Source organism: Sporosarcina sp. D27, assembly GCF_000586555.1.
In the GTDB taxonomy this organism is placed as follows: Bacteria; Bacillota; Bacilli; order Bacillales_A; family Planococcaceae; genus Sporosarcina.
On the sequence record NZ_AZUC01000010.1, the window covers coordinates 18,102 to 40,107 of the forward strand.

Sequence of the window (22,006 nt, forward strand, 5' to 3'; positions counted from 1 at the left end):
ACTCATCTACTTTCCTAGCTCACAACAACGCTACAACACTTCACCACCTCATCCCATTCCATATATATGCGAGATATATCTTCTTCTATCAGCTTTGTCCCCGATTGAACTTCAATAAATTCTAAATCTGTAATTGCCTTTAAACCATGCTCCGCACCAATTGGGATATGAAGTACATCCCCGACCTTTACAGAATAGAGTTCACCGTCAAGGGCAAATTCCCCATTCCCTTTAATAATGGTCCAAAGTTCCCGACGGTACCTATGTTTCTGATAACTGATATTCTTGGTAGCTTTTATGCAAATCCGTTTTGTTAAAACCTCTTCCCCGTCTTCCACCTTCGTATAGTCAAGGACACGATACCATCCCCAGCGTCGCTCTTCATACATCGGCCTCTTTTCAACACCTTCTAATAGTGTTTTCACTCGAGGACTTTCTCTTTTATCCGATACCAGAATGCCGTCAGGACTCGCTGCGATAATAAGATCTTTAACGCCGATTGCTATAATTGGAATGTCTAATTCATTGATGATATGTGCATTTGTAGAATCCTTAGTCATTGTTCCAGTACCCATTTGATTTGTACACATTTCTTCAGTGAGCGTGTTCCATGTCCCTAGATCTTTCCAACATCCGTTATAAGGAATCGCCACTATTTTTTTTGCTTTTTCTACAACCTCATAATCAAATGACCTATTCGGAAGAAGTGAATAGTGTTCATATAGTTCCTCGTATTGGATTGGCAACCCTCGTTCTTCAAGAATGGAAAGGATAAATTCTAACTTAAAAGCAAACACTCCTGTGTTCCATAACGCCTGTTGCCTAATTAAATTTTCTGCCTGTAGCTTAGAGGGTTTTTCCTTAAAATGACTTACCTCAATATAACTTCCTTGTCGGCCATCTAATATAGGAGAAAGATACCCATATTTTTCAGATGGGAATGTCGGCTCTACCCCTATTAAGGCGAGTTCAGCATCACAAGATAGTAATGCATCTTCTAAATCAACCACTCTCTGGAAAAAACGTTCTTCAACAAATGGGTCAACAGGAAGTACTCCAATCACTTCTTGTGCGTCCACACCTTTTACGGAATATAGATAGACTGCCGACAAAGCAATCGCTGAAAAGGTATCCCTTCTCTCCGGTTCAATAATGAGCGGAATATGAGTACCGATCTGACTTTGAATCATATCTACTTGAGATTTACTTGTAGCAATCATGGTGGATTGTTGTAGCCCTGCCTTATCCAGCTGCCTCCAAACCCTCTGCACCATGGATTCCATCTGTCCGCTTTCATCAGCAAGCACTTGCAGAAATTGTTTTGATCTTGACTCATTCGATAGCGGCCATAAGCGTTTTCCTGATCCACCTGATAGTAAGATTAGTTCCATTTAAGATCCCCTATTCCATCAATTTTTTTGAGACTAAATTGTTTCCTTATACGCCGTGATTAATCGATCCGTCACGATCTGCTCTGAAAAATGATTGGATACAAACGTCCTTGCTCTCTCGGCTAATGAATTTGCATATTCCCTGTCGCGCAAAACCTGTTCAGTACGTGTTATAAACTCTTCATTATCCTCACAGACGAGTGCTTCTTTCTGATGTGTAAAACCAATACCTGCATTTGTAATAGTACTCATAACAATTGAGCAACCAAGAGCCGCTGCTTCCAATATTTTGTTTTGTTGACCTGCACCGAAACGGAGTGGGCAAACATAGACAGCTGCCTTCCATTGCCACGGTCTAATATCTTCCACGAAGCCGCTTACCACAACACCACTTATTTTGCTTAATCTTTGAACATCCGCTGAAGGATTAGCCCCTACAAGCCAGCATTCCAGATCCGGAAACTTTTCTTTGAGAGGAAGGTAGATATCTTTCACAAGTCTTATAGCCGCGTCTATATTTGGGGCATAGTTCATCGTCCCCGTAAACACCAGCGCATTCTTTTTATTTTCTAAACGATTCATATGAAAGTACGATAAATCGATATAGTTAGGCACTACATTTATATCTTCATAACGTTTCGGATGAAGGTATTCTTTGTCTGCCGGTGAAGTGATAATTGCTTTGGAACCCTTTGCATCAATGAATTTTTCATACTTTTTCATTCTTCCTAGTTCTCCTCCAACAGCTAATCTTTCAATTGGATTCTTTGTCCACTGAGCTCTCCTTTCCAAATTCAGGCTGATAGCGTCAATATAATCAACCACAAGTGTTGAATCTGGAACGTCGAGGGAAGGAAAGTTGTGAAGTACTTTCGATTGAATGTGTATGACGTCGTAATGTATTTGGCTTAAAATATTTTTAAGGAATACAATTAAAATCGGAAATGAATGTAGGGATACACTTAACGGATAGCCTTTCAGAAGGAAACTTCTAATGATTGAAAAGTAATTACTCTTTGCTTTCATCCCATCCTTCTTTTCAGGGCTTCCACCGATTAGGGAAGAAGCACAGCACCAATGTGCCTCGTTATTTTCTTGAAATAGAAAATGAACAGTATGCCCGTTGCTTACAAGGCTTTTCATCTGTTGAAACGCTCTGACTTGATCCCCTTTTCCGGGGACCTTTGGTACTCGATGAGTAATGAATAGAATGTTCATGCGATATCCCCTTTATAAGCCTGCAGCCTGGTTATGACCAATCGACTGTAATAACTTCTTTTCGTCCTGTTGGGTTGTCACTTTCACTCCTTCGGCCTGCTCCCTTTGAAAGAGTATCCGAATTGTTTGGAGTAATATTTTGATATCATTTCCAAAAGAATAGTGACGAATATACAGTAAATCAAAGCGAAGCTTATCTTCAGGAGTTGTCGTATACTTCGCCATTACTTGTGCAAGTCCAGTTATACCTGGCTTTACGTCCATTCTGTAAGAATATTCGGTAAATTCATGTTGGAATTGGTCACAAAAATATTTTCTCTCCGGCCTTGGTCCTATCAGACTCATCTCTCCTTTCAGGACGTTGTATAACTGTGGTAACTCATCTAGCCGCGTAGCTCGAAGCAATTTACCGACCGTTGTTATTCTTGGATCATACTCTATAGCCAGAACGGGCCCGGTATTTTTTTCCGCATCTCGTACCATGCTTCTGAACTTATAAATTTGATAAGGCTTGCCACTCATCCCCAGCCTTTCTTGCTTAAATAGCGCTGGTCCTTTAGATGTCAGAGGTATCAAGATCCATAGGCAACACATGACAGGACTTATCGCAACGAGTATTGAAAAGGATACAATTAGATCGAAAGCTCGCTTAACACAACGGTTTCCTTTACTAGGTTTAATCGGTGGAATAGAGAGAACTAATCGATCATCCACTTGCTGAGGGGTAGATCCATGAACAAATAACTCGAAGAACTGAGGTACAATCAGTGCTTCTTTTTCATGCTTTATGCAAAGACTAACAAGCTCCCTTCTTTGCTTTTCATCAACTGATGGGCTAATTAGGACCACATCGATTCCTTCTAAAAAGTCTTCAAGTCTTTTTCTTTCATTTAAAAGAACTAATCCACTGACAATGAACCATCCCTTGCGGTGCGACAGAATTTTATTAGCTAAGGAAACCCCACTATTTTCATCACTAGCGAAAATCATTACCTTTTTCATTCCATGGATCTTTTTAATCACTCTCCAAATAATATAGCGGCTACCTATTAAAAAAATGGTATGAATAAAACAACCGGTGATAACGACTTCCAGCGATAGAAACATCATCGGTGTATATACGCCACCCAGAACCAATAAAGATGCCACGATTCCCAACGAAAATATATTCGTATAGATTATCTGACTGAATCCTTTTCGCTTCAAATCCGTGTAGAAGCCAAAAAAGTACAAAACAAAACATGAAATTGCTGACATCAAAGTTACTACTTGTGCGTCATGCAAAGGTGCAATTGATCCGTTCAACAGCCAATATGCAGTTATATATCCTAAATGAATTAAAGCGACATCGAATAGTACAAGCGTCATCTTAACAAAACGCTTTTCGCTATCTCTGATCATTGCGTCCACCCTTCCCAATTCGTAACGTTTTCGATTGCTTAAGAAAACGGTGAAAATTTTAATCTCTATCTTTCTACTAAATACTCCCTCATTGTTTCGCTAATCATTTTTTCTAAAGTAAAGTTCTTCTGTACACGATCACGTGCTGACTCAGAGATTTCCTTTCTTAGCTCTTGATGATCTTTCATCCATGTAATGTGGTTGCAAAAACTCTCCACTGAATAGTCATTGACAAGAAATCCTAGGTCTGAACTACTAATAGCTTCCTTAATACCACCAGTGTTCACGGAAATGATCGGTGTCCCAACTGCCATTGCTTCAAGAATAACCATCGGAAATACTTCGCGGTGAGAAGTCAAAAGGAGTACATCCATGTCACGGATAAAGCCAACAGGCTCCTTAATATCGCCCAGCATTTCTACCCGTTGAGTTAGTCCTGACTCTTTAATCATTTGAAGAATCTTTGTGTATTCTGGACCTTCTCCACCTATATAGAATTGGATATCCGGGTCATCGTTAAGTTTCTTCGCGATTTCCAGAAACAAATCATGATTCTTTTCCGGAGAAAGCCTCGCCAAAATTCCGACTTTAAAGGTTTCCCTTTGCTCTTTTTTGTGATACATAAATTGATGTATATCTACCCCGTTATAAACGGTTCTTATTTTGTCAGCCTGAACACCAAGTTGCCAAAGGTTTTCTCTTTCATCTTCACTAACTGTTATGATTCGATGGACATGACGGTTTAACAGCCATGCAAACGCAAAACGAGCGCTCTTTTCCAACATGGTGACATTATGCTTTGTGTAGATAATCTTTATCTTTTTCTTAATTATTTTCTGTAATCCAACAGCATACAGGACCATTCGGAGGCTGTTGGCATGTATCAGATCAATCTTATGTTCCAATACATTCCTTCTAATGATAGACAGGTTGGCAACATGGTTATTGCGAGATAGGTGAATAAACTGTTCTTTATTGTTGATGGTCTCAAACATCTCGCCGCTACCGGCTGCTGTATAAAATTTAAGCTCTGGATGCGTCAACCTATTTTCTAATTTACAAAAATAATTTTCAGCTCCACCAGTTATTAGCTTATCCGTCATTAATAACACATTCATATCGTTCTGCCTCCTAGGTGGTCAGTTGAACGTCCGCCACCATGTGTTTCTCTTTTAGATGTACGTTCTCTGTCCTTTGAAGAGTTACCGAGAGAATAGCAAGGTACAGAATAAATACCTCATGGATAATTAAAGATAGAGACATAATTTGCATTAGAAATGCGAGAAAACATAACAGTAAATAAGGATGCTCTTTTATTACATGCCGCTTCGTGAGATGGAAAAGAACAAATAGAAGAAATAGTAGATACAAACAAAGCCCTACAAGACCGGATTCTGATAAAATTTGTAATAACGTATTGTGCGTATAAAGGCTTTCTCCGTAAAAGACTTTGTTGTATTCAATAAAATTATCTGCCCCAATTCCTATAATAGGATGTGCCAAAAAGTATTCCCATGCCCGCCCCCATAGCTCAAATCGTCCACTTCCTCCATCATTCGAAAAGTCAGTAATTCTTCCCGTAAGCAGCCCACTTATATTGATCTTCATAATGAATACAGCAATGTAGCCTGCTGCTATGAAGATTAGCCCCATCGTTGTCATAGTTCTCCACCTTGTTGAAGAGTTGCATATAACCATGTAAGCCAGAATAATTATGAGCATAGCCAAGATACCGCCACGTGAAAAAGTTAAAACCGTTGTGAACATACATAAGGCAAACCCTATTTTGTTTCTCCAGTTGGTCATATTCGTTAAAAAATAAGCAAAGAAAAGTGAATTATAAAAAACATACAAATTAGGGTCTTGCAGAAGGCCCACAAGACGTGGATAGCTACGGTCAAAGAGGACGCCATAACTGACGGTCATCTCCTCCACAGCTTGAAACCCTATTTTTTTCAAACCAATCGCATATAAAAGAAGACTGATTGTGTTAAACAGTAAACCAGCTTTTCCAATGGCTTCTTGTATTGCAAAGTTTGAGCACGATTTCAAGAAAAACTTTACGATGAAAAAAAAACCGATTAGTAAAGCAATTCCTGCCATAATCCGGATACTGGCTAATGGATATGCGGAGAACGCGCCAGTAAAACTATAAAACAAATAAAACAAGACCAACATAATTTCAAACGAGTACATTTTCTGGAAAGAGAATGTGGAAAGATGAAAGAGCAAAAACAAACTTAAAAAGACCATATACGGTTTTAAATAAAACCCAACATACACGTTATAATTACTCAGCATAAAGAAGAAAATTAATATAAACAGACTGGTATGCCGCTGTTTTTGAGTAACAGTACTAAGAAATCCCATTCTCAATCCCCCGCTCTACCGTCTCTGTTTCTACTTTTTTATCTTTTAAAATAAGGTTCATTATCTTGCGCATTAACTGCCTATCAATGAGTATGATCATTGTCATGGATAGTAAATGAAAAAACGTGGCTAACACTGGATTTGCAGATAAGAAGTAATTGATAACAAGAAATACACTCGCAAAGAACGAACAATAGGGTAGTAACGCTTTAACTGCCAACGTTTTCTTTGATGGATTTAACAACCAGTATCCAGCCAATGATACAAGTTCAATTGCCACTGCAGCACATGCCGCTCCCTCAATTCCGTACTGACGACTAAATCCAATATAGAATCCAATTCCGCACAGGAGTGCAAACGCTTGAATAGCGGTTCTCCGATGATGCAAGGCCTTTGTTGTCAACCCATCCGCCAATGCTACATTCATACTTTGCAGGACCAGTAAGAGAGACATTATTTGCAATGCTTTAGAAGCAAATATCCACTCTTCCCCAAATAATGATCGTATCAAAATCTCCGGTATATAAAAGAAGGAGACTGTCATTGCCATGCCTGTTATGGCCATCATTTTCAGCTGAAGAATATTTAGTTGTAAATGCTCCTTAGTACCTTTACTGCTATAACTTTTAAATAATGCAGGATAGAATGCCCCTGCAAGAACTCCTGGAATTTGATATAACGCAGAAGGAATTCGATAGGCAACGGCAAATAGCCCAACTTGTGTAAGGGTTAATGTCCGCTCCAACACAATAGGTCCAAGCTGAGGGAGAAGAACCACCAGTAAACCGCTTATTATGAAAGACAATACATTCTTGAGCAAACCTTTATGGAATGCTTGCTTAAAGTGGATTACGGTTCTCTTTCTTACCATGCGAATTCCTACGATTCCCGCCAGTAAATAAGAGCTTCCATATAGCAGACAAATCATGTATGGATGTAACGATAACATCATGCCTGCCAAAACAGAGCTGACAAGAAGGACAGCTGAACAAATGCGGATATATCCTAAATACTGCATCTCTTCTATTAGTTGAAAATAAGTGATGCTAATGCTCTGTAAAGCCAAGCCTGTGACCATGGGCAACATTAAATAGTACGTGGTCTTCAACAACTCTGGCTGATTCTGATACAACAATTGGATTAGAAAGAACCCACCTAAAAATGTAAATCCCAACAAGACAAGCCTGATCTTGATGAAGGAAGAAAATAAGGCAGATAGACTTACTTCCTTTTTGGATCCCTCACGTAGTACCGCCACACTAATTCCAGCATCCGTACAATAGCCCATTATTAGTGCATAAGCTAATGCAACGCTGAACATTCCGTAACTTTGTGAGTTCAAGTAGTTCGCTAAAATCACAAGCGTAACAGCGTTAAGTCCACTTGAAAAAACAGTACTATACAATAGGTAAAACACATTTTTCCCAATAGAATTCGTTCTTTCTTTAGTCATTTATCCTCACCCACAAATCCTCAACTTGTTTGATAAATGGTTCCTAAAAGCCGGGTGTTGGATCTATTCAATACCTTCTTCACCTGCAAAGCATCCTCTTCTTTTGTTTGGTCTTCTTGAATAACTAGGATGACTCCGCTACACGCTAAAGAAATTACTTGTGAATCCGCCGCATCTAAAAATGCTGGTGTCTCCAGAATGACTACATCATAAATACGCTGCCAAGCAACTAGTAGCTGTTCAATCTTCGTCAAACCTTCAAGGTATATCGAGTTGGAACCGGCAGGAAGGACATCCAAGTCTGTTATAAACGTCTTAGTAATCTCCCCTGCTTCTCCTCGTAATATATTGCTTAACCCGTTGTCGTTCTGAATGCCAAACAGATGATGGATCCTAGGTCGATTGAAATTCACATCCACCAGCAAAACTCTTTTTCCAGATTCCGCAAATGAGCAGGCCAGTTTTGAAGAAATCATCGATTGCCAATGATTTTCCTCAGTAGATGTCACCATTAAAACTGCGCTTTCATCGCTAATTTCATTTTGAATGTTCATTCTGATCATTCTTATTTGTTCAGTACTCATCCATCTCCTAGGAGATTGAAGCTGCTTTATCCACTTGTTCTTCTTTTTCATGAACAACCAATGATCTCCTCTCATGATTGCGTGGTGTATATGGATACATTCCTTTATGGCTCTTTCTGATTTCTGCCTTTCCATTAAAGCTCCCTAAAAGTGGCACACCTAATAGCTCCTCAACTGATCGTTCTCGTTTTATGGTACTGTCCAATTGTTCACGCATGACCGCTAGCCCAATACCTGCAAATATGCCTATAATTAAAGAAATTGCCAGCGCAGCAGTTTCATTATTTTTTTTAATTACTTCATCACTTTTTTCTAAGATTTTTAACTGATCAAATTGAAGAAGGCTATTCATTTTTTCAACAGTAACTGCGGCTGTTGTCTTAGCCATACTTTTAGCCATCTTCTCTTCGTGATCACTAACGGAGATGACAATAATTTGAGAGTCTTTGTTGTTTTCAATTGCTAGTTTTTCTTCAAATGACGTTCCGATAAAACCAAGTCTTTCCTTCACCGTATTCAAAACGACGGGACTCTTAATGAAATCAACGGTAGATGCCAACATTCTAGGAATCTTCTGTGTTTCCTCATAGGAGTTTTCTTCGTTCTTATTTTGTAAGTTACCGACCAATATATATTCTTTAGCTTCATATACCGGCTTAAACATATAAAAAGAAGCGAGTGCGGTAAGTGTAACTAATATAATGGCTGTCACGCTGATCAGAATGATTCTTTTCTTGATTAGTTGAAAAAAATCTTTTAGAGTCATCTCTCCTTGCATAACAGCGTCTCCTTCCATCAGCTTTGTATAAGCATTTCTTTCTCGTAATACTCAACCGTCTCTTTTATCCCCTCTGCAAATGAATAAGACGGTTTCCAATCAAGTACTGCCTCCGCTTTTTTATTTGCTAAACAACTCTTCCTAATATCACCCGTCCTTTCGTTAAGAAAGTCAGGTTCTTTATTCTCTCCCCTTATTGCATTCAATTTTTTCACAATATCCATTATAGAAATTTCTTGCTGTGTACTAATGTTAATCACCTCATTTTCCCCACTCGTTAACGCTGCCACATTTGCCTTCGCTACATCTTTTACAAAGACAAAGTCCCTTGTCTGGGTTCCATCTCCAAGGACAGCAAAAGGCTGATCATTTAAATAACTATCAATGAAAATAGATACAACGCCAGCCTCTCCGTCGGCGTTTTGTCTCATACCGTATACATTGGCATAACGCAAAATTGTATATGTGAATCCATACAGTCGGGAAAACATTTTAATATACTCTTCTGCATGTTTTTTAGATAATCCATAGAAAGAAATTGGCGTAATTCGGTGATCTTCATCAAGTGGTAAGTATTTGGGGCTACCATATAAAGCAGCAGTAGAAGCGAAGACAACTTTTTTCACTTTATATTTAACACACGCTTCTAGAACATTAACGGTTCCGATAATATTTGCTTCACAATCATTCCGCGTTTCTTGAAATGATTTGGCTACAGAAACTTGGGCCGCTAGGTGAATCACGCAATCTGGTTTAAAGTCAAAGAAAAAACCCTTAAGTTCCCTTCCCTTGACATCTCCTTTATAGAGAACAGCTCCTTCAGGTACTTGACTTCTTTTACCTGACGAAAGATTATCGACTACTGCTACCTCATGATTTTGTGAAAGCAATTCCTCAGTAACGTACGAACCAATAAATCCTGCACCGCCTGTAACCAGTACTCTCATTGACTTCGCTCCTCTCCCATTCAAAAAATCCAAACTACACTGAGGTTCACTTGAAAACGTATCGCATTCCTCGTATTCTATAACTCACCTAAAGAATATCCAATACAACTGTTCTTTTTAAAGAACGTTCTTTTGAGAGTATATCACGTGTACTAGTGATTAATAATAGGTATTTGGAACCTTTTATTCTTTATAAAGAACAAAAACACCCCTATTATTATACGAATTTAATTTTAAGAACTATTGTATTCGTTATAATGAACAGTTATCAATAGAATACATGAGAAATTAATTAATTTGTTGAACGCAAAAAAGCATCGCTAAAAAGCAATGCTCATTTACAAATCCTTTATATCCTATAACTGTGTGGTTGGATATCTTTTGCTACCCTATAATATGTTACGAGTAATCTCGATGCTTTTTCAACCTAACGGCACACGAACCGTCACTTTAAACAAATCTCCATCCACGTCAATCGCCATTGTGCCGCCATGCATGTCAACAATCGATTGAGCAATCGCAAGGCCAAGACCAGAACCGTCCGTATGACGAGACGCATCTCCCCGCTTAAACCGTTCATACAATTCATCCACGTTTTCATCCAGCTCATAGGCTGTAATGTTTTTAACGATAAATTCTGCCATACCACCGGCCTCACGCAACGATACAAATACCCGAGTACCAGGGAGCGAATACTTCAATGCGTTGCCAATCAGGTTATCAAGCATCCTCCACCAGCGTTGTCCATCGAGGACGGCGGGCATTGGTTCTTCAGGTACCGAAATCCTAAAATCAAGTGGAATTTCCGCCATCTTTTCAGTATGCTCCCCAATCGCTTGTTGCACCAGTTGCGTTAGATCAACACGCTGTTTGTACAATTCCATCGTACCGCTCGACATTTTAGAAACTTCGAACAAATCTTCGATTAGCGTCTTCAATCGTTGTGATTTTCGGTCCAATACATCCACGTATTCCGCGCGCTCTTCATCAGATAAATTTGGATTTTTCAATAAATCCGTGTACGTGATGATTGAGGTGAGGGGCGTCCTTAAATCATGGCTGACATTGGTGATTAATTCCGTTTTCAAGCGCTCACTTTTCGCCTGGCTGCTAACTGATTGCTCCACGCCTTCACGAAGATTATTCAAATTAACAGCGTGTTTAGCTAGAGGCGAACGACCCATCACTTTGATATCACTGTTTAGTCTTCCTGCTGCCATATCGTCCGTAGCCTTCAAAATTCTACTCAAATATCCCATGCGGCGCATGTAGATGAATAGAGCTGGAAAGCCTAGAAATAGTACACAAACTGCATATATCAGAAGAAGCATAGGTTCGAACAGTCCAAATATAAATCCAACTCCCGCAAGAAAGAAGCCGAAAAGCAAAATGAAGGTTTGGATTGCAATGGACCGATTTAAGAACACTTCTCTCACACTGGCCACAAGCTGCATGGTGTAACTGTTCTTAAAATCATTTTCTAATTTACTCGGCTGCTGATAACGCGTGATGGCATTTCCGATTTGGAACGCAAGTAAAGCGATGACGATTGCACCCATAGCAAACATGAACACTGCATTCGGAATACTGAATGAATAGCCGCCGCTTGCCATGTTATTCAGTCTTCCAGATACGTCCCGTGAAAAATTCAAAAGACTTAACAATAGGATGAGAAAAATTCCGGCCTTCAAATCGATTCGAAGCGAATCATAGCGTTTCGTAAATGGAAGATCGATAAACCAAGTCCATTTAAACTTGTAAACCGTGAAGAGCGCAATAATCGATGCAATAGCTGCCATCCCTGCTACAATAAGCATAAATTTTATGGATTGATATGTCTTCGCTTCTTCGTAGAGCACGCCACCTTCTTGAAATGCAGACTTAGGTACTGCTACCCTACCTGAGTACAATACTGTAGGCTGGGAGATTGCTTGTAAATCTTCACTTGAAAGCGTCACACCTTCCCCTTTCTGGACTGCGCTGTCCATATAGTTTGTCGTTTCCTCATAATAGTTGGTATCGGAGAATGATGCGTCCATACCAGCAATCTTCAAATATCCGTTTTGTGTGTTGAACTTACGCTCGTATCCGATGGGACCGTTCACGCCCCAATTTTTATGGGCGTCCCCGCCGCTAACTGGCCTGAGGTCATATGCCAAAGGGATCTCCATCATAGCCTCGTTGCTTTTATAGTTATGGACGACCTTACTAAGTTGTCGCTTCTTTTCGCTCAAAATCTTCTTTTCAACATAACTGTCATCTTCAAAATTCTTTCGAATGTCATCGATTTTACCGTCACGTTCATCCACGAGCGCCTGTTTGACTGTTGCCTTCGCTTCCGCTTCACGAATGCGATCTTCGTATTGCATCTGAATGTTATCAATTTGTTCTGCCAAGCTGCCGTAATACATCCTGTATTCTTCGATTTCAGCAGATGTGACGGACAGTTTCTTCTCGGCTGCTTCCAGATCTATCGGGTTCAGTACAGTTCGCCCGAGTTCGTCGTAAATATCTGTTAGATGATTTTGAAATTGTTGAGATTGAGGATAGCTTTTAAAAATTATTTCAGGTCCTCTGCTTGTTAGTGTTACGAGCCCACTGACCGCGACCGTAACTAGTAATGCCCATATCATTATCGGTGTGTAACGTTTCATCACACGGTGCCTCCTTTTATAATTTGGATGAAGTACGTTACCGTTCGGGTGGTTCGGGCGATACCGTCACTTGCAATGTCAGTAATATGCGGGAAGCAATAAACAATACTTCCGAACGCAATAACGATGGAAACAATAGACCAGAGAAGTGAAGTATTATTTCTCGATTTTGTACCCAACGCCCCACACCACCTTTACATATCTCGGATTTTTCGGATCGGCTTCTATCTTTTCACGGATTTTACGAATGTGCACAGCCACAATGTTTTCAGCATTATACGCTTCTTCGTTCCATACACGCTCATAGATTTCATTGATGGAAAACACTCGTCCGGGATGTTTCATAAGCAACTCTGTTATCTTGAATTCGGTTGGCGTCAATTTGACTGGAGTGCCCTCGAGAGTAACCGTTTTTGCTTCTTCGTCCAACACCAATCCATCAATTTCTAGCGTCGTTCCACCATCATACGTACCGAGCTGGACGTAGCGTCGCAATTGTGATTTTACACGAGCCATCAGTTCCATCGGCTGGAACGGTTTTGAAACATAATCATCTGCCCCGACGGAAAGTCCATGGATCTTATCCGACTCTTCGACTTTCGCACTGAGCATTATGATCGGAACGTTTTGGGCTTCCCGGATTTTAAATGTCGCCGTAATGCCATCCATATTAGGCATCATAATGTCGAGAATAAGTAAGTGAACTTCTTCGGTTTCGAGTAAATCCAGCGCTTCCCGTCCATCTGCTGCTTTTAGTACACGATATCCTTCGTTTTTCAAATAGATTTCTATGCCATCACGGATTTCTTTGTCGTCATCCGCCACTAAAATCGTCATCGCCGCCATGTTCGCACCTCTTTCTTGCTCGATAGTTTTATTGTAACAGGGACTTCTTAACATTTGAGAAGGGAAAGTATGAAGAAATTCTTAAGATGTGTTTGGGGATGATTCTTTTGAGGATGCACATACTTTTCAATGGAGGTGATTTCATTGGATAAAGAGGAGAAACGAAAACAGAAAGCCAAGCAGCTGGGCCGCGAAGAGTTCGGATACGGTATGGATTTGAGCCCCGATGATTTTGACGTAATTGGACAGAATGATGCAGCGAAGAAAAAGAAAAAAGCAGCGGGACAAGGAATGGATCAGAAGAAACCGAAACGGTGATTGATAATGCCCCCATTTTAAAAACGGGGGCTTAATTGTTTGCTAATAGCGAGGAACTTCTACATAGTAATCGGGGTCTAATTGAATATCCAGTTCAATGTCTTCCGGAATGATTAGATGAACAATCGTGTCACTTATCTTGGAACCCTTATAAAGATTACGAACCCGGTTACTTGTTAATTGACTAATGAAAATAGAGTCTTGGTATGCAGAGACAACGAGTTCCTGCTTAGATTGAAATGGCATTACCACTTCTTGTCCTTTCCATACCGGCAAACTAACTTTTACATATTGGGACAAATCATAGCTCTTGCCCCCAATCTTAGCAGCTTCAATTGTCACACTTGGTTTATAAACACGCTCTGTCACAGTATTTCCATCCTCGAATGATCTTTCTATATAAAAGATAGTTTCGTATTCAAGTTGTTCAGCCTTTATTGATAATTTGCCATCTACCTCATGGGTTCGTTCGATAGCCAACTGGTTTTCAGGTATAGATTTATCAGATAATATGGCTCTTCCTACATCCACTTTTTCTTGTGATGTTATCCGCGTGGGATTCAAACTTGTTGTCTGTTCTAATATTTCTGTGACAATCAACGCAACGAGCAAAAATGTCATATATGCGATTATTACTTTATAATGAGACTTTCTCGTAAAGCGATTTTGCAACGCACGCTGAATCCCCCAAACAACTAAAAACAGCAAGATAACAGCAATTATCGGTAAAACTAATTCATATGCTGTCATGACTGTTTCACCTCAATTCGAGAAGAAGGAAAGAAGCTAAGAATGCTTACTATAGCCATTACTACGCCTGTCTTTACTAAAAATAACCAGAAGGAGGATTCATTATAGAAAAAGTCAAATAACGTAACTATATTACCCTCAATACCAAGATGGCCAAATACACTCGATTTAGTACTAAGTAACACCAATAGAACGATTGGGACAATCATCAAGCGATTCATTTGAACAAAAAGCATACAAGTATAAACTACAACCATAATTAACAATGTGTATAAAATCATAACCACTATGCGAGAAAAGAAATCCAACGGTGCTGCAATTAACCCCCCCGTTTCAATTATGCTACTTCCATCTTTCATGAACACCACTAATTTCAAAACACTGCCCGACAAAACTGTGGTTACCCCAGCAATTATCGCTGCGAGACCAAAGAAACAAAAATTCGCTAGGTTCTCCGTAACCGGAGATGACACATATGTAAAAGAAGCATTTCGCTGTCCAGGGGTGGTCATTAATACCCCAACTACCAGCGCCCATAACAGACTAGCCATCACAACTTTATCGTTAGTGATGGAGTTCCACCTCAGTTCAAACGTTGACATACTAAATCCCGGAAAAGAATTGGGTGCTCCACTGATTATAAATCCCCAAACAACAGCTTGCATTACAAATAAAGCCGTAATTACTGCCGCATTACTTCTCAACTTAAACAAAAACTGCTGTTTCACAATTTCACCCATCGTTCTATGCGTTAAAGACATCGTCAATCCCTCCTCTCAGCTGTTCCGTCAAGGCTAAGTATGCATCATTCAGTGAAACGCTCGTATTAGTAATACCCTGTCGGTTGAGTTCTGCACGTTCTGCATCTGAAAAGTCATTTTCCACAATCCACTCATCTTGCAGACCTCTCGTTGTTTTAGACACAATGTTTTTCCCTAACGTGGCTCCTGACAATTGTTCAGATGATCCTCGTAGCGATACGTGTGCCTCTTGCAAGTCAGAAACCGATCCGTGATAGCGAATCCGCTTTCGATGGATTACGAGTAAGTTTTCCAGTACGTCTTTCATTTCATCGATATAGTGACTAGACAACAAAATGGTTCGCGGGAACGCAATGTAGTCTTTCAGTAAGGCGCGATAGAAGTCATTGCGCGCTGCTGTATCCATTCCTGTCGTGGGTTCATCGAAAATCGTGAGGGGACAACGTGCCGCAATCCCGACAATCGCGTTGAACGTACTTCGTTTTCCTTTCGATAAAAACCTGTGCCGTGTGTTCAGCGGAATTGAAAAGTATTCCATAAGGCGAACCGCAAGTTCTTCATTCCAATTTGCATAAAACCGATTGAATTCATCGAATAGTTCGTGCAGTTTCATCGAACCTGGATAACTCATTGCATCATCGATGTAGATAGAATTAGCAGAGACGAGCAGGCTTCTAAATGGGTTTTCATTGAATACACGCAATTCACCTTTTGTTGTCTTCTGAAACCCTGCAATCATTTTAAGCAATGTCGTTTTTCCCGCACCGTTTCTTCCTACGATACCTGTAATGACATTTTCTTCAATTTTGAAAGTTAAGTCGGTTAATGCAGCGATTCTAGAATAGTTTTTACTGACGTGTTTCACAGATATTACCGTCATGTCTGGTTCCCCTTCCGTTGCTTCCGTTCTTTTTCGATTATCTGGTTTAGTTCGTCAGTACCGATGTTGAGGAGACTCGCTTCGTTGAGTAAATCTTGAACTAGCTTCAGAAGTGTTCGTTCTTTCCTTTTGGCACGGAGTTTTTCTTGAGCATCGGGGGAGACAAACATTCCAAGTCCTCGTTTTTTGTAGACAAGTTCCGATTCCAGCAAAATCGTCAGCCCCTTTCCCGCAGTGGCAGGATTGATGGTGAAGAGTTCCGCCAGCTGATATTGCGAATAGACTTTTTCATCCGCCTGCAATGTGCCATCGATAATTGCATTCTCTAGCCAATCGGCAATTTGTATATAAATTGGCTTTTCTCCATCTACGTCATGCAAAACCATCACTCCCTTGACGATAACTAGTACATTACTGTTGTAATGTACTATACACATTGATTCAGATAATTGCAACACAAAAAAAGCATACCCGTCGAAAAATGGCATGCTCACTTGAATTTTTTTGTGTTTGAGGAATTTAACTTGTACCTCTGTGAATTATGCTAGCATCTTACGGCAAGCATCCGCACATTTCTTACATGCTTCCGCACAACGTTGACAATGATCGTGGTCATGCTTACCACACTCTTCTGCACAATGGTCACAAATGTAAGCGCACAGCTGACAAATCTCTTTCGCAAATGGACTGTTACGTGTCATCGCTTGAACGGCGTATGCACAGATGTCTGCGCATTCCCGATCCAGTCGTATGCATTCTGCCATCATTTTTACATCATCTTCTTTGAGGCAAGCATCGAAGCAATTGTTACAGGATTCTAGGCATTCCATACACGCTTTGAGGCATTCTTGATAGTGTTGAGGGGTCATATGAATTCCTCCTTCAATGAGTTAGGCAGCCAGTCGCGGACATATGCTCCGTCTAGTGAGGATGGAAGTGATATGCACTAACTGTCTGCCATTTAGGTCGTACTCTTTTTTATGTTCCCCTCCTGATTCAATGAAAACATCATCTATGGCTCCGTGAGAAGATCCTTCAATTAAAAGATACATGTACACAAGTGAATCTTAAACCTCACTATTCAGTACGATAATAAAAATTCTTAGAGAAAGAATCCACTTGCCCATGACTTGCTGTTAGTTTTTGTTAGTCCTATGTTCTGCGCGAGCTACGCCGCCCTTTTGTCCAATTTCTTCATAGAATTCCTTGCCGTGAGTCTGAGCGGTTGCTTCTCCACCTTTTTTACCTATTTCTTGATAAAATTTTCTATCATGTTTCTTTGACGTCGCTTTCCCACCCATGCGCCCCGCTTCTTCTCTCGACATTTTTTCCGCACTCTCTTGGTTTGTCATCTTCAGTCCTCCCAACCTACTGATTCTTTTTATAGTTACTCCCTATATTCCCAGTTCTCCTTGGAACAAACTTGTTGAGCAAGAAAAACCACACTGTGTCCTTTAACAGTGTGGTTTACATGTATTATTTTGCAATGAATGCCTGGTGGCTGAAGTAAGGGTCAGTTACCACTTTCTGGACTACTTTCATCCATAATGGCTTGTGAGAAGCCCTGTTTTTTAACACCGAAGAAACGATCTAATCCATATCCGACAATTCCACCTACAATCGCAGGAACGAGCCATGCAAATCCACTAGTGCCTAAAGGCAAATACCCAAGAGTTGTTAGGATAAAATCTTTTCCGATTCCAAATCCGGCTAGTGTCTCGAGCGCACTGACGATGAATGTCATTAAAATTGCGCCTCTATAGATTCCAGCACTCGATATGGATTTATGGAAAATCCCCAACATGACTAGAACGATTGCAATCGGATACAGTAAGGTAAATATCCACATCGTATAATCCACAATTCTTTCAACACCCAAAGTTGCAACCGATGCTGAAATGGTACAAATAATTGCTACCCACGCAGTATATCCGATGCGTTCACGAACTAACTTCTTCAAAAACTCTGCAATAACCGCGACAACCCCGATGGTTGACGTTAGACAAGCGAGTGCAATTACAATAGCGAGCGCTACAGCTCCACCCCCGCCAAGAAGACGACTAATCAGTTCCTTCACGAGCATGGTACTCTCAATCTTTTCTGGAAATAGGGAAGTTGCACCCGCACTAATATAAAGTAATCCACCATAAACAATCAGTAAGCCCATTGCTGCAATCACAATGGATTTTACCGCAATATTCTTAGCCTCTTTACCTATATAACCATAGTGTCGAATTGCCAAAATGAAAATTGGCGCACACAAGATTCCAGTAATGACATCTCCCGTCTGGTAGGCATTTACAAAAGCCTTCGAAAACGCTTGCGTAATTCCTGTATCCGTTGGCGTACCAAGAGGAGAAAAAATTCCTTTTCCGACAATGAACAAAAGAAGGGCTACCATGACTGGTGTCAAATAACGTCCGATCCGATCAATTACATTAGACGCATCTTTCGCAAAGAAGAATGTAATCACAAAAAATACGATGATTGTAACAATTGACGGAACACCTGGGAAGAGAGCTCCAACTCCTAGTTCATGCGTGGTAGCGGCCATTCTCGGTATTGTGACAAACACACCAATTCCAACCATCAACAACAAATTGAATACCGCATAAAACCATGGACTAATTGGTTTCGTCAAGTTTTCAAACTTCCCATCAGCTTGCAAGATGGCGAAGACGGCAAGTAACGGAAGCACAATACCTGTTATTGAAAATCCAAGTAGGGATGAAATCCATTCTGATCCACTTTCAAGTCCGATGGAAGGAGGGAATATTAAATTTCCTGCACCAAAATATAGGGCAAACAGAGCAAATCCTAAAATGAATATATGGGAAACTCGACGGCTCACTTATAACACTCCTTTGTAATCGCTTTCAACATAAAGTTAGAATATTTGTTACAATTGAACTATAAACAATTTAATCAAAATAAAAAAGAGGGGAAAATTTTCCCCTCCTCGTAAAAATTTAAGTACGCAATCCGTATTTGTCGAGTTTGTATTTCAACGACTGCTTTGAAACCCCAAGTTGTCTTGCTGTTTCTGCGAGAATACCATTTGCTTTTTTATATTCATTGTCGATAAGCCCACGTTCAAATTCATCTATAGCATCCCGTAAATTTCCTGCATGTATGGGTTGATTGACCGTTTCTGAAAGTCCCGAATGCAAGTTTCCTATAAGCGGAAAATCTTCAGCAGTAATCGTCAAACCATTAACTTGATGGAAAGCCGCTTCAATTACATTACGAAGTTCACGGATATTCCCTGGCCAATCATAACTCATAAACCAATCTTTCAGTTCGTTCTCCAAATCCGTTACATGCATATCCATTCGATTGTTGTAAAAATGGATGAAATAATCAACAAATGCTTGGATATCCTCCTGTCGATCCTTCAGCTCCGGTAATTTTACTTTTAAAACTGCCAGTCGATAATAGAAATCTTCACGCAGCTGCTTATTTCGGATCAATTCTTCAGGATTTTCGTTCATCGCTGATATAATCCGTAAATTGACCGGAATCTCTTCAGTTCCTCCGACACGCCGGACTCTCTTGTCTCCAATTACTTTCAACAAACGGGCCTGCATCTCCAGTGGAAGTACATTGATTTCATCTAAAAACAACGTTCCTCCATCTGCTTTTTCAAAAATACCAGGAATAGAAACTGCGCTCTGATTCTCTACTCCAAATAACACTCGCTCCACCGCTTCCCCTACGAGTCCCCCGCAGTCTAAAGTCACAAAAGGGCTTGCAAAACGATTGCTTAGGTTGTGAATGCTTTGAGCGATCACATTTTTTCCTGTTCCTGTTTTTCCATAAAGTAAAATACTCGTATCACTTTTAGCTAATCGCGGCAGTCTTTCTTTTAAGCTAGCCATAAACGGACTCGTCGCAATTATGTCATCGATTGTATATTGTGTACCATTTTTTCTATACATAGGATGTCCCGCATAGGCATCAACATGCTCAAGATCATCTTTATCGAAATAATGAGTAGAGAATTCAATTGCTCCAATTATTATCCCACGGTCCTCAATCGGAAAAGTGGAACTCTTACATGTATACGTGCTTCCTGTCTTCGTAATAAGCCGCTGTTCGATATTTGTCATTGCTTGCCCTGTTCGAAGTACCGTCATGACAGTACTATTGGATTCATCTAAATTCGTGTAAAAACTCAGTATATTTTGCCCAATGAAATCTTCAGGACGATGCCCGAGCTTCACGAGAATCGACAAATCTGCAACGTCATAGTAAAGGGTCTCCCCTAGGTCGTTCACAACAAGGACATTGTCATAGCCTGACAGCAAGTTCAATTGTCCCATATCTAAATGATTCATACAGCTCCTCCTGTTCCTAAAGCTGTTTTATTAATAAGTTTACCTGACAACATCTTTGCTAACAATCCATTTTGCTCACTGTACGAACTTCTTATTAAGTGCTAAACTGAGAAGCGTTCAAATTACGTGGTTCGAAAATCCTCCCACGAAAAAAAACTAAGGAGCTTATAATGAAATGAAAACAAGAACACTCGCAGTAAATGGCATTATCGGTGCACTTTATGTCGCTGTCATGATTGTCATCGCACCATTCGGGTTTACCAACATTCAGTTCCGTCTCGCCGAAATATTTAACCACCTGGTCGTTTTCAATAAGAAATATTTCGTAGGCATCGTCATCGGTGTCTTTGTGTCGAACTTACTATTATCAGAAGTCGGCCCAATTGACCTTCTATTTGGCGTTGGTCATACGATTATCTCGTTAAGCATCACCATTTTTCTTGTAAAGAAAATCTCTAGCCCAGTGAAACGGATGATGGTCAATACAGCCGTCTTTACGACAACGATGTGTATCATCTCTTGGCAACTACATTTAGTGCTCGGCTTCCCATTCTGGATTACTTGGGGTTATCTTGCCATCAGTGAATTCATTGTCATGGCAATCGGAATTCCACTTATGCATACATTGAATAAAAGGATATCACTCTCAAAATTGATTTGACGGAGGATGAGGTATGTACCTGACGATTGAAGAGACAGCTGTCAAACTCGGTATGCCCGTTGAACAAGTACGACAATATGTGTTGGACAAGCGAATTCGTTCCGTCCACGACGGTACTCAATTTTTGATCAATGAAGGACAATTTGGTCTTTACTTCGAACAATTAGAGCAACTTAAGCAACAAATAGACGAATGGCGTAGTGAACCGATACCGCCAGATCGTGATATTAAAGATGAAGATTGAAAAACTGCGGAATTATCAGGCATGCTGATGACTCCGCAGTTTTTTTGTAGGCATATCGTGTTGGGGATGAACAGTTTCGATGATCATTGGATTTGTGACAACAGGAATCAGGAGTTTCGAGCGAAGAATCGGAATTGTCGGGAGTGGAACCGGCAATGCGGGAGAGTTAATCGGAAATGAGACACAATTCAAGTACTTTAAGGGATTAATTGGTTGCGCTGCGCTTGTTTTTTGGGGGCTATTACTCGCCCAGCGAGATTTATGAGTGTTCTCCATACTTTATGAGCACTTTCCATGCTTTATGATCACTTCCCCAAGTTTATGAGCACTTTTCATGCTTTATGATCACTTCCCCAAGTTTATGAGCACTTTTCATGCTTTATGATCACTTTCCCCCGCTTATGAGCGTTTTC

General features: G+C 40.2%; 23 protein-coding genes and 1 riboswitch. Of the genes, 4 read left to right on the forward strand and 19 right to left on the reverse strand.

Annotated elements, in window-relative coordinates; genetic code table 11:
* Positions 1-14: 14 nt before the first annotated feature.
* The 11 genes from N693_RS0102130 to N693_RS0102185 all read right to left on the reverse strand — a co-directional run bounded on the left by N693_RS0102130 (position 15) and on the right by N693_RS0102185 (position 13,642).
* Positions 15-1,391 (reverse strand): sugar phosphate nucleotidyltransferase, encoded by a 1,377-nt coding sequence (locus N693_RS0102130; RefSeq protein ID WP_025783141.1) that lies wholly within the window; start codon positions 1,389-1,391, stop codon positions 15-17.
* Positions 1,392-1,424: 33 nt separating this feature from the next.
* Positions 1,425-2,609 carry a glycosyltransferase gene (locus tag N693_RS0102135; RefSeq protein ID WP_025783142.1) on the reverse strand — a complete coding sequence of 395 codons (1,185 nt, stop codon included), beginning with the start codon at positions 2,607-2,609 and terminating at the stop codon, positions 1,425-1,427.
* A 12-nt stretch (positions 2,610-2,621) separates the two neighbouring features.
* Entirely contained in the window at positions 2,622-4,010 is a 1,389-nt protein-coding gene (locus tag N693_RS0102140; RefSeq protein ID WP_025783143.1) for a sugar transferase, read from the reverse strand.
* A gap of 65 nt (positions 4,011-4,075) precedes the next feature.
* Positions 4,076-5,128, reverse strand: a complete 1,053-nt coding sequence (locus tag N693_RS0102145) for a glycosyltransferase family 4 protein (RefSeq protein WP_025783144.1) — start codon at positions 5,126-5,128, stop codon at positions 4,076-4,078.
* 13 nt (positions 5,129-5,141) lie between these two features.
* Entirely contained in the window at positions 5,142-6,380 is a 1,239-nt protein-coding gene (locus tag N693_RS0102150) for an O-antigen ligase (protein WP_025783145.1), read from the reverse strand.
* Complete coding sequence (locus N693_RS0102155; RefSeq protein WP_025783146.1) at positions 6,367-7,833, reverse strand: oligosaccharide flippase family protein; 1,467 nt, start codon at positions 7,831-7,833, stop codon at positions 6,367-6,369. Before N693_RS0102155 ends, N693_RS0102150 begins: the two co-directional genes overlap by 14 nt.
* 20 nt (positions 7,834-7,853) lie before the next feature.
* Complete coding sequence (locus tag N693_RS0102160) at positions 7,854-8,417, reverse strand: CpsD/CapB family tyrosine-protein kinase (protein ID WP_025783147.1); 564 nt, start codon at positions 8,415-8,417, stop codon at positions 7,854-7,856.
* Positions 8,418-8,424: 7 nt separating this feature from the next.
* The gene (locus N693_RS0102165; protein WP_025783148.1) at positions 8,425-9,195 is read right to left on the reverse strand and encodes a YveK family protein; all 771 of its coding nucleotides are present in this window, start codon (positions 9,193-9,195) and stop codon (positions 8,425-8,427) included.
* Between the two features lie 17 nt (positions 9,196-9,212).
* The gene (locus N693_RS0102170; RefSeq protein WP_025783149.1) at positions 9,213-10,142 is read right to left on the reverse strand and encodes an NAD-dependent epimerase/dehydratase family protein; all 930 of its coding nucleotides are present in this window, start codon (positions 10,140-10,142) and stop codon (positions 9,213-9,215) included.
* Positions 10,143-10,564: 422 nt separating this feature from the next.
* Positions 10,565-12,796, reverse strand: coding sequence for a HAMP domain-containing sensor histidine kinase (locus N693_RS0102175; RefSeq protein WP_051508671.1), 2,232 nt, complete (start codon positions 12,794-12,796; stop codon positions 10,565-10,567).
* A gap of 156 nt (positions 12,797-12,952) precedes the next feature.
* Positions 12,953-13,642 (reverse strand): response regulator transcription factor, encoded by a 690-nt coding sequence (locus tag N693_RS0102185; protein ID WP_025783152.1) that lies wholly within the window; start codon positions 13,640-13,642, stop codon positions 12,953-12,955.
* Between the two features lie 135 nt (positions 13,643-13,777).
* Between N693_RS0102185 and N693_RS0102190 the strand changes: the two genes are divergently transcribed.
* Positions 13,778-13,960 carry a hypothetical protein gene (locus tag N693_RS0102190; RefSeq protein ID WP_253271147.1) on the forward strand — a complete coding sequence of 61 codons (183 nt, stop codon included), beginning with the start codon at positions 13,778-13,780 and terminating at the stop codon, positions 13,958-13,960.
* Between the two features lie 42 nt (positions 13,961-14,002).
* Here N693_RS0102190 and N693_RS0102195 read toward each other — a convergent pair whose 3' ends face one another.
* From N693_RS0102195 to N693_RS0102230, 8 genes are all read right to left on the reverse strand, one after another.
* Positions 14,003-14,710 (reverse strand): hypothetical protein, encoded by a 708-nt coding sequence (locus N693_RS0102195; RefSeq protein ID WP_025783154.1) that lies wholly within the window; start codon positions 14,708-14,710, stop codon positions 14,003-14,005.
* Positions 14,707-15,471 (reverse strand): hypothetical protein, encoded by a 765-nt coding sequence (locus tag N693_RS0102200; protein WP_025783155.1) that lies wholly within the window; start codon positions 15,469-15,471, stop codon positions 14,707-14,709. Before N693_RS0102200 ends, N693_RS0102195 begins: the two co-directional genes overlap by 4 nt.
* A complete protein-coding gene (locus N693_RS0102205) occupies positions 15,455-16,351 on the reverse strand; it encodes an ATP-binding cassette domain-containing protein (RefSeq protein ID WP_025783156.1) in 897 nt (298 codons plus the stop codon). The genes N693_RS0102200 and N693_RS0102205 overlap by 17 nt, the downstream gene beginning before the upstream one ends.
* Positions 16,348-16,737: a GntR family transcriptional regulator gene (locus N693_RS0102210; protein ID WP_025783157.1), complete on the reverse strand. Its 390-nt coding sequence runs from the start codon at positions 16,735-16,737 to the stop codon at positions 16,348-16,350. The genes N693_RS0102205 and N693_RS0102210 overlap by 4 nt, the downstream gene beginning before the upstream one ends.
* Positions 16,738-16,890: 153 nt before the next feature.
* Positions 16,891-17,220 (reverse strand): four-helix bundle copper-binding protein, encoded by a 330-nt coding sequence (locus N693_RS0102215; RefSeq protein WP_025783158.1) that lies wholly within the window; start codon positions 17,218-17,220, stop codon positions 16,891-16,893.
* 267 nt (positions 17,221-17,487) lie between these two features.
* Positions 17,488-17,703, reverse strand: coding sequence for a KGG domain-containing protein (locus N693_RS0102220; RefSeq protein ID WP_025783159.1), 216 nt, complete (start codon positions 17,701-17,703; stop codon positions 17,488-17,490).
* 161 nt (positions 17,704-17,864) lie between these two features.
* Positions 17,865-19,202, reverse strand: a complete 1,338-nt coding sequence (gene brnQ, locus N693_RS0102225; protein ID WP_025783160.1) for a branched-chain amino acid transport system II carrier protein — start codon at positions 19,200-19,202, stop codon at positions 17,865-17,867.
* 118 nt (positions 19,203-19,320) lie between these two features.
* Positions 19,321-20,688, reverse strand: a complete 1,368-nt coding sequence (locus tag N693_RS0102230) for a sigma-54-dependent Fis family transcriptional regulator (RefSeq protein WP_025783161.1) — start codon at positions 20,686-20,688, stop codon at positions 19,321-19,323.
* A gap of 120 nt (positions 20,689-20,808) precedes the next feature.
* A riboswitch (PreQ1 riboswitch) is annotated at positions 20,809-20,854 on the forward strand.
* Between the two features lie 9 nt (positions 20,855-20,863).
* On the opposite strand from N693_RS0102230, the gene N693_RS0102235 reads away from it, so the two are divergent.
* The 3 genes from N693_RS0102235 (at position 20,864) to N693_RS0102245 (ending at position 21,858) form a co-directional block, all read left to right on the forward strand.
* Positions 20,864-21,349, forward strand: a complete 486-nt coding sequence (locus N693_RS0102235; protein WP_025783162.1) for a QueT transporter family protein — start codon at positions 20,864-20,866, stop codon at positions 21,347-21,349.
* 13 nt (positions 21,350-21,362) lie between these two features.
* Positions 21,363-21,593, forward strand: coding sequence for an excisionase family DNA-binding protein (locus N693_RS0102240; RefSeq protein ID WP_025783163.1), 231 nt, complete (start codon positions 21,363-21,365; stop codon positions 21,591-21,593).
* A gap of 79 nt (positions 21,594-21,672) precedes the next feature.
* The gene (locus N693_RS0102245; RefSeq protein ID WP_025783164.1) at positions 21,673-21,858 is read left to right on the forward strand and encodes a hypothetical protein; all 186 of its coding nucleotides are present in this window, start codon (positions 21,673-21,675) and stop codon (positions 21,856-21,858) included.
* Positions 21,859-22,006: the final 148 nt, after the last annotated feature.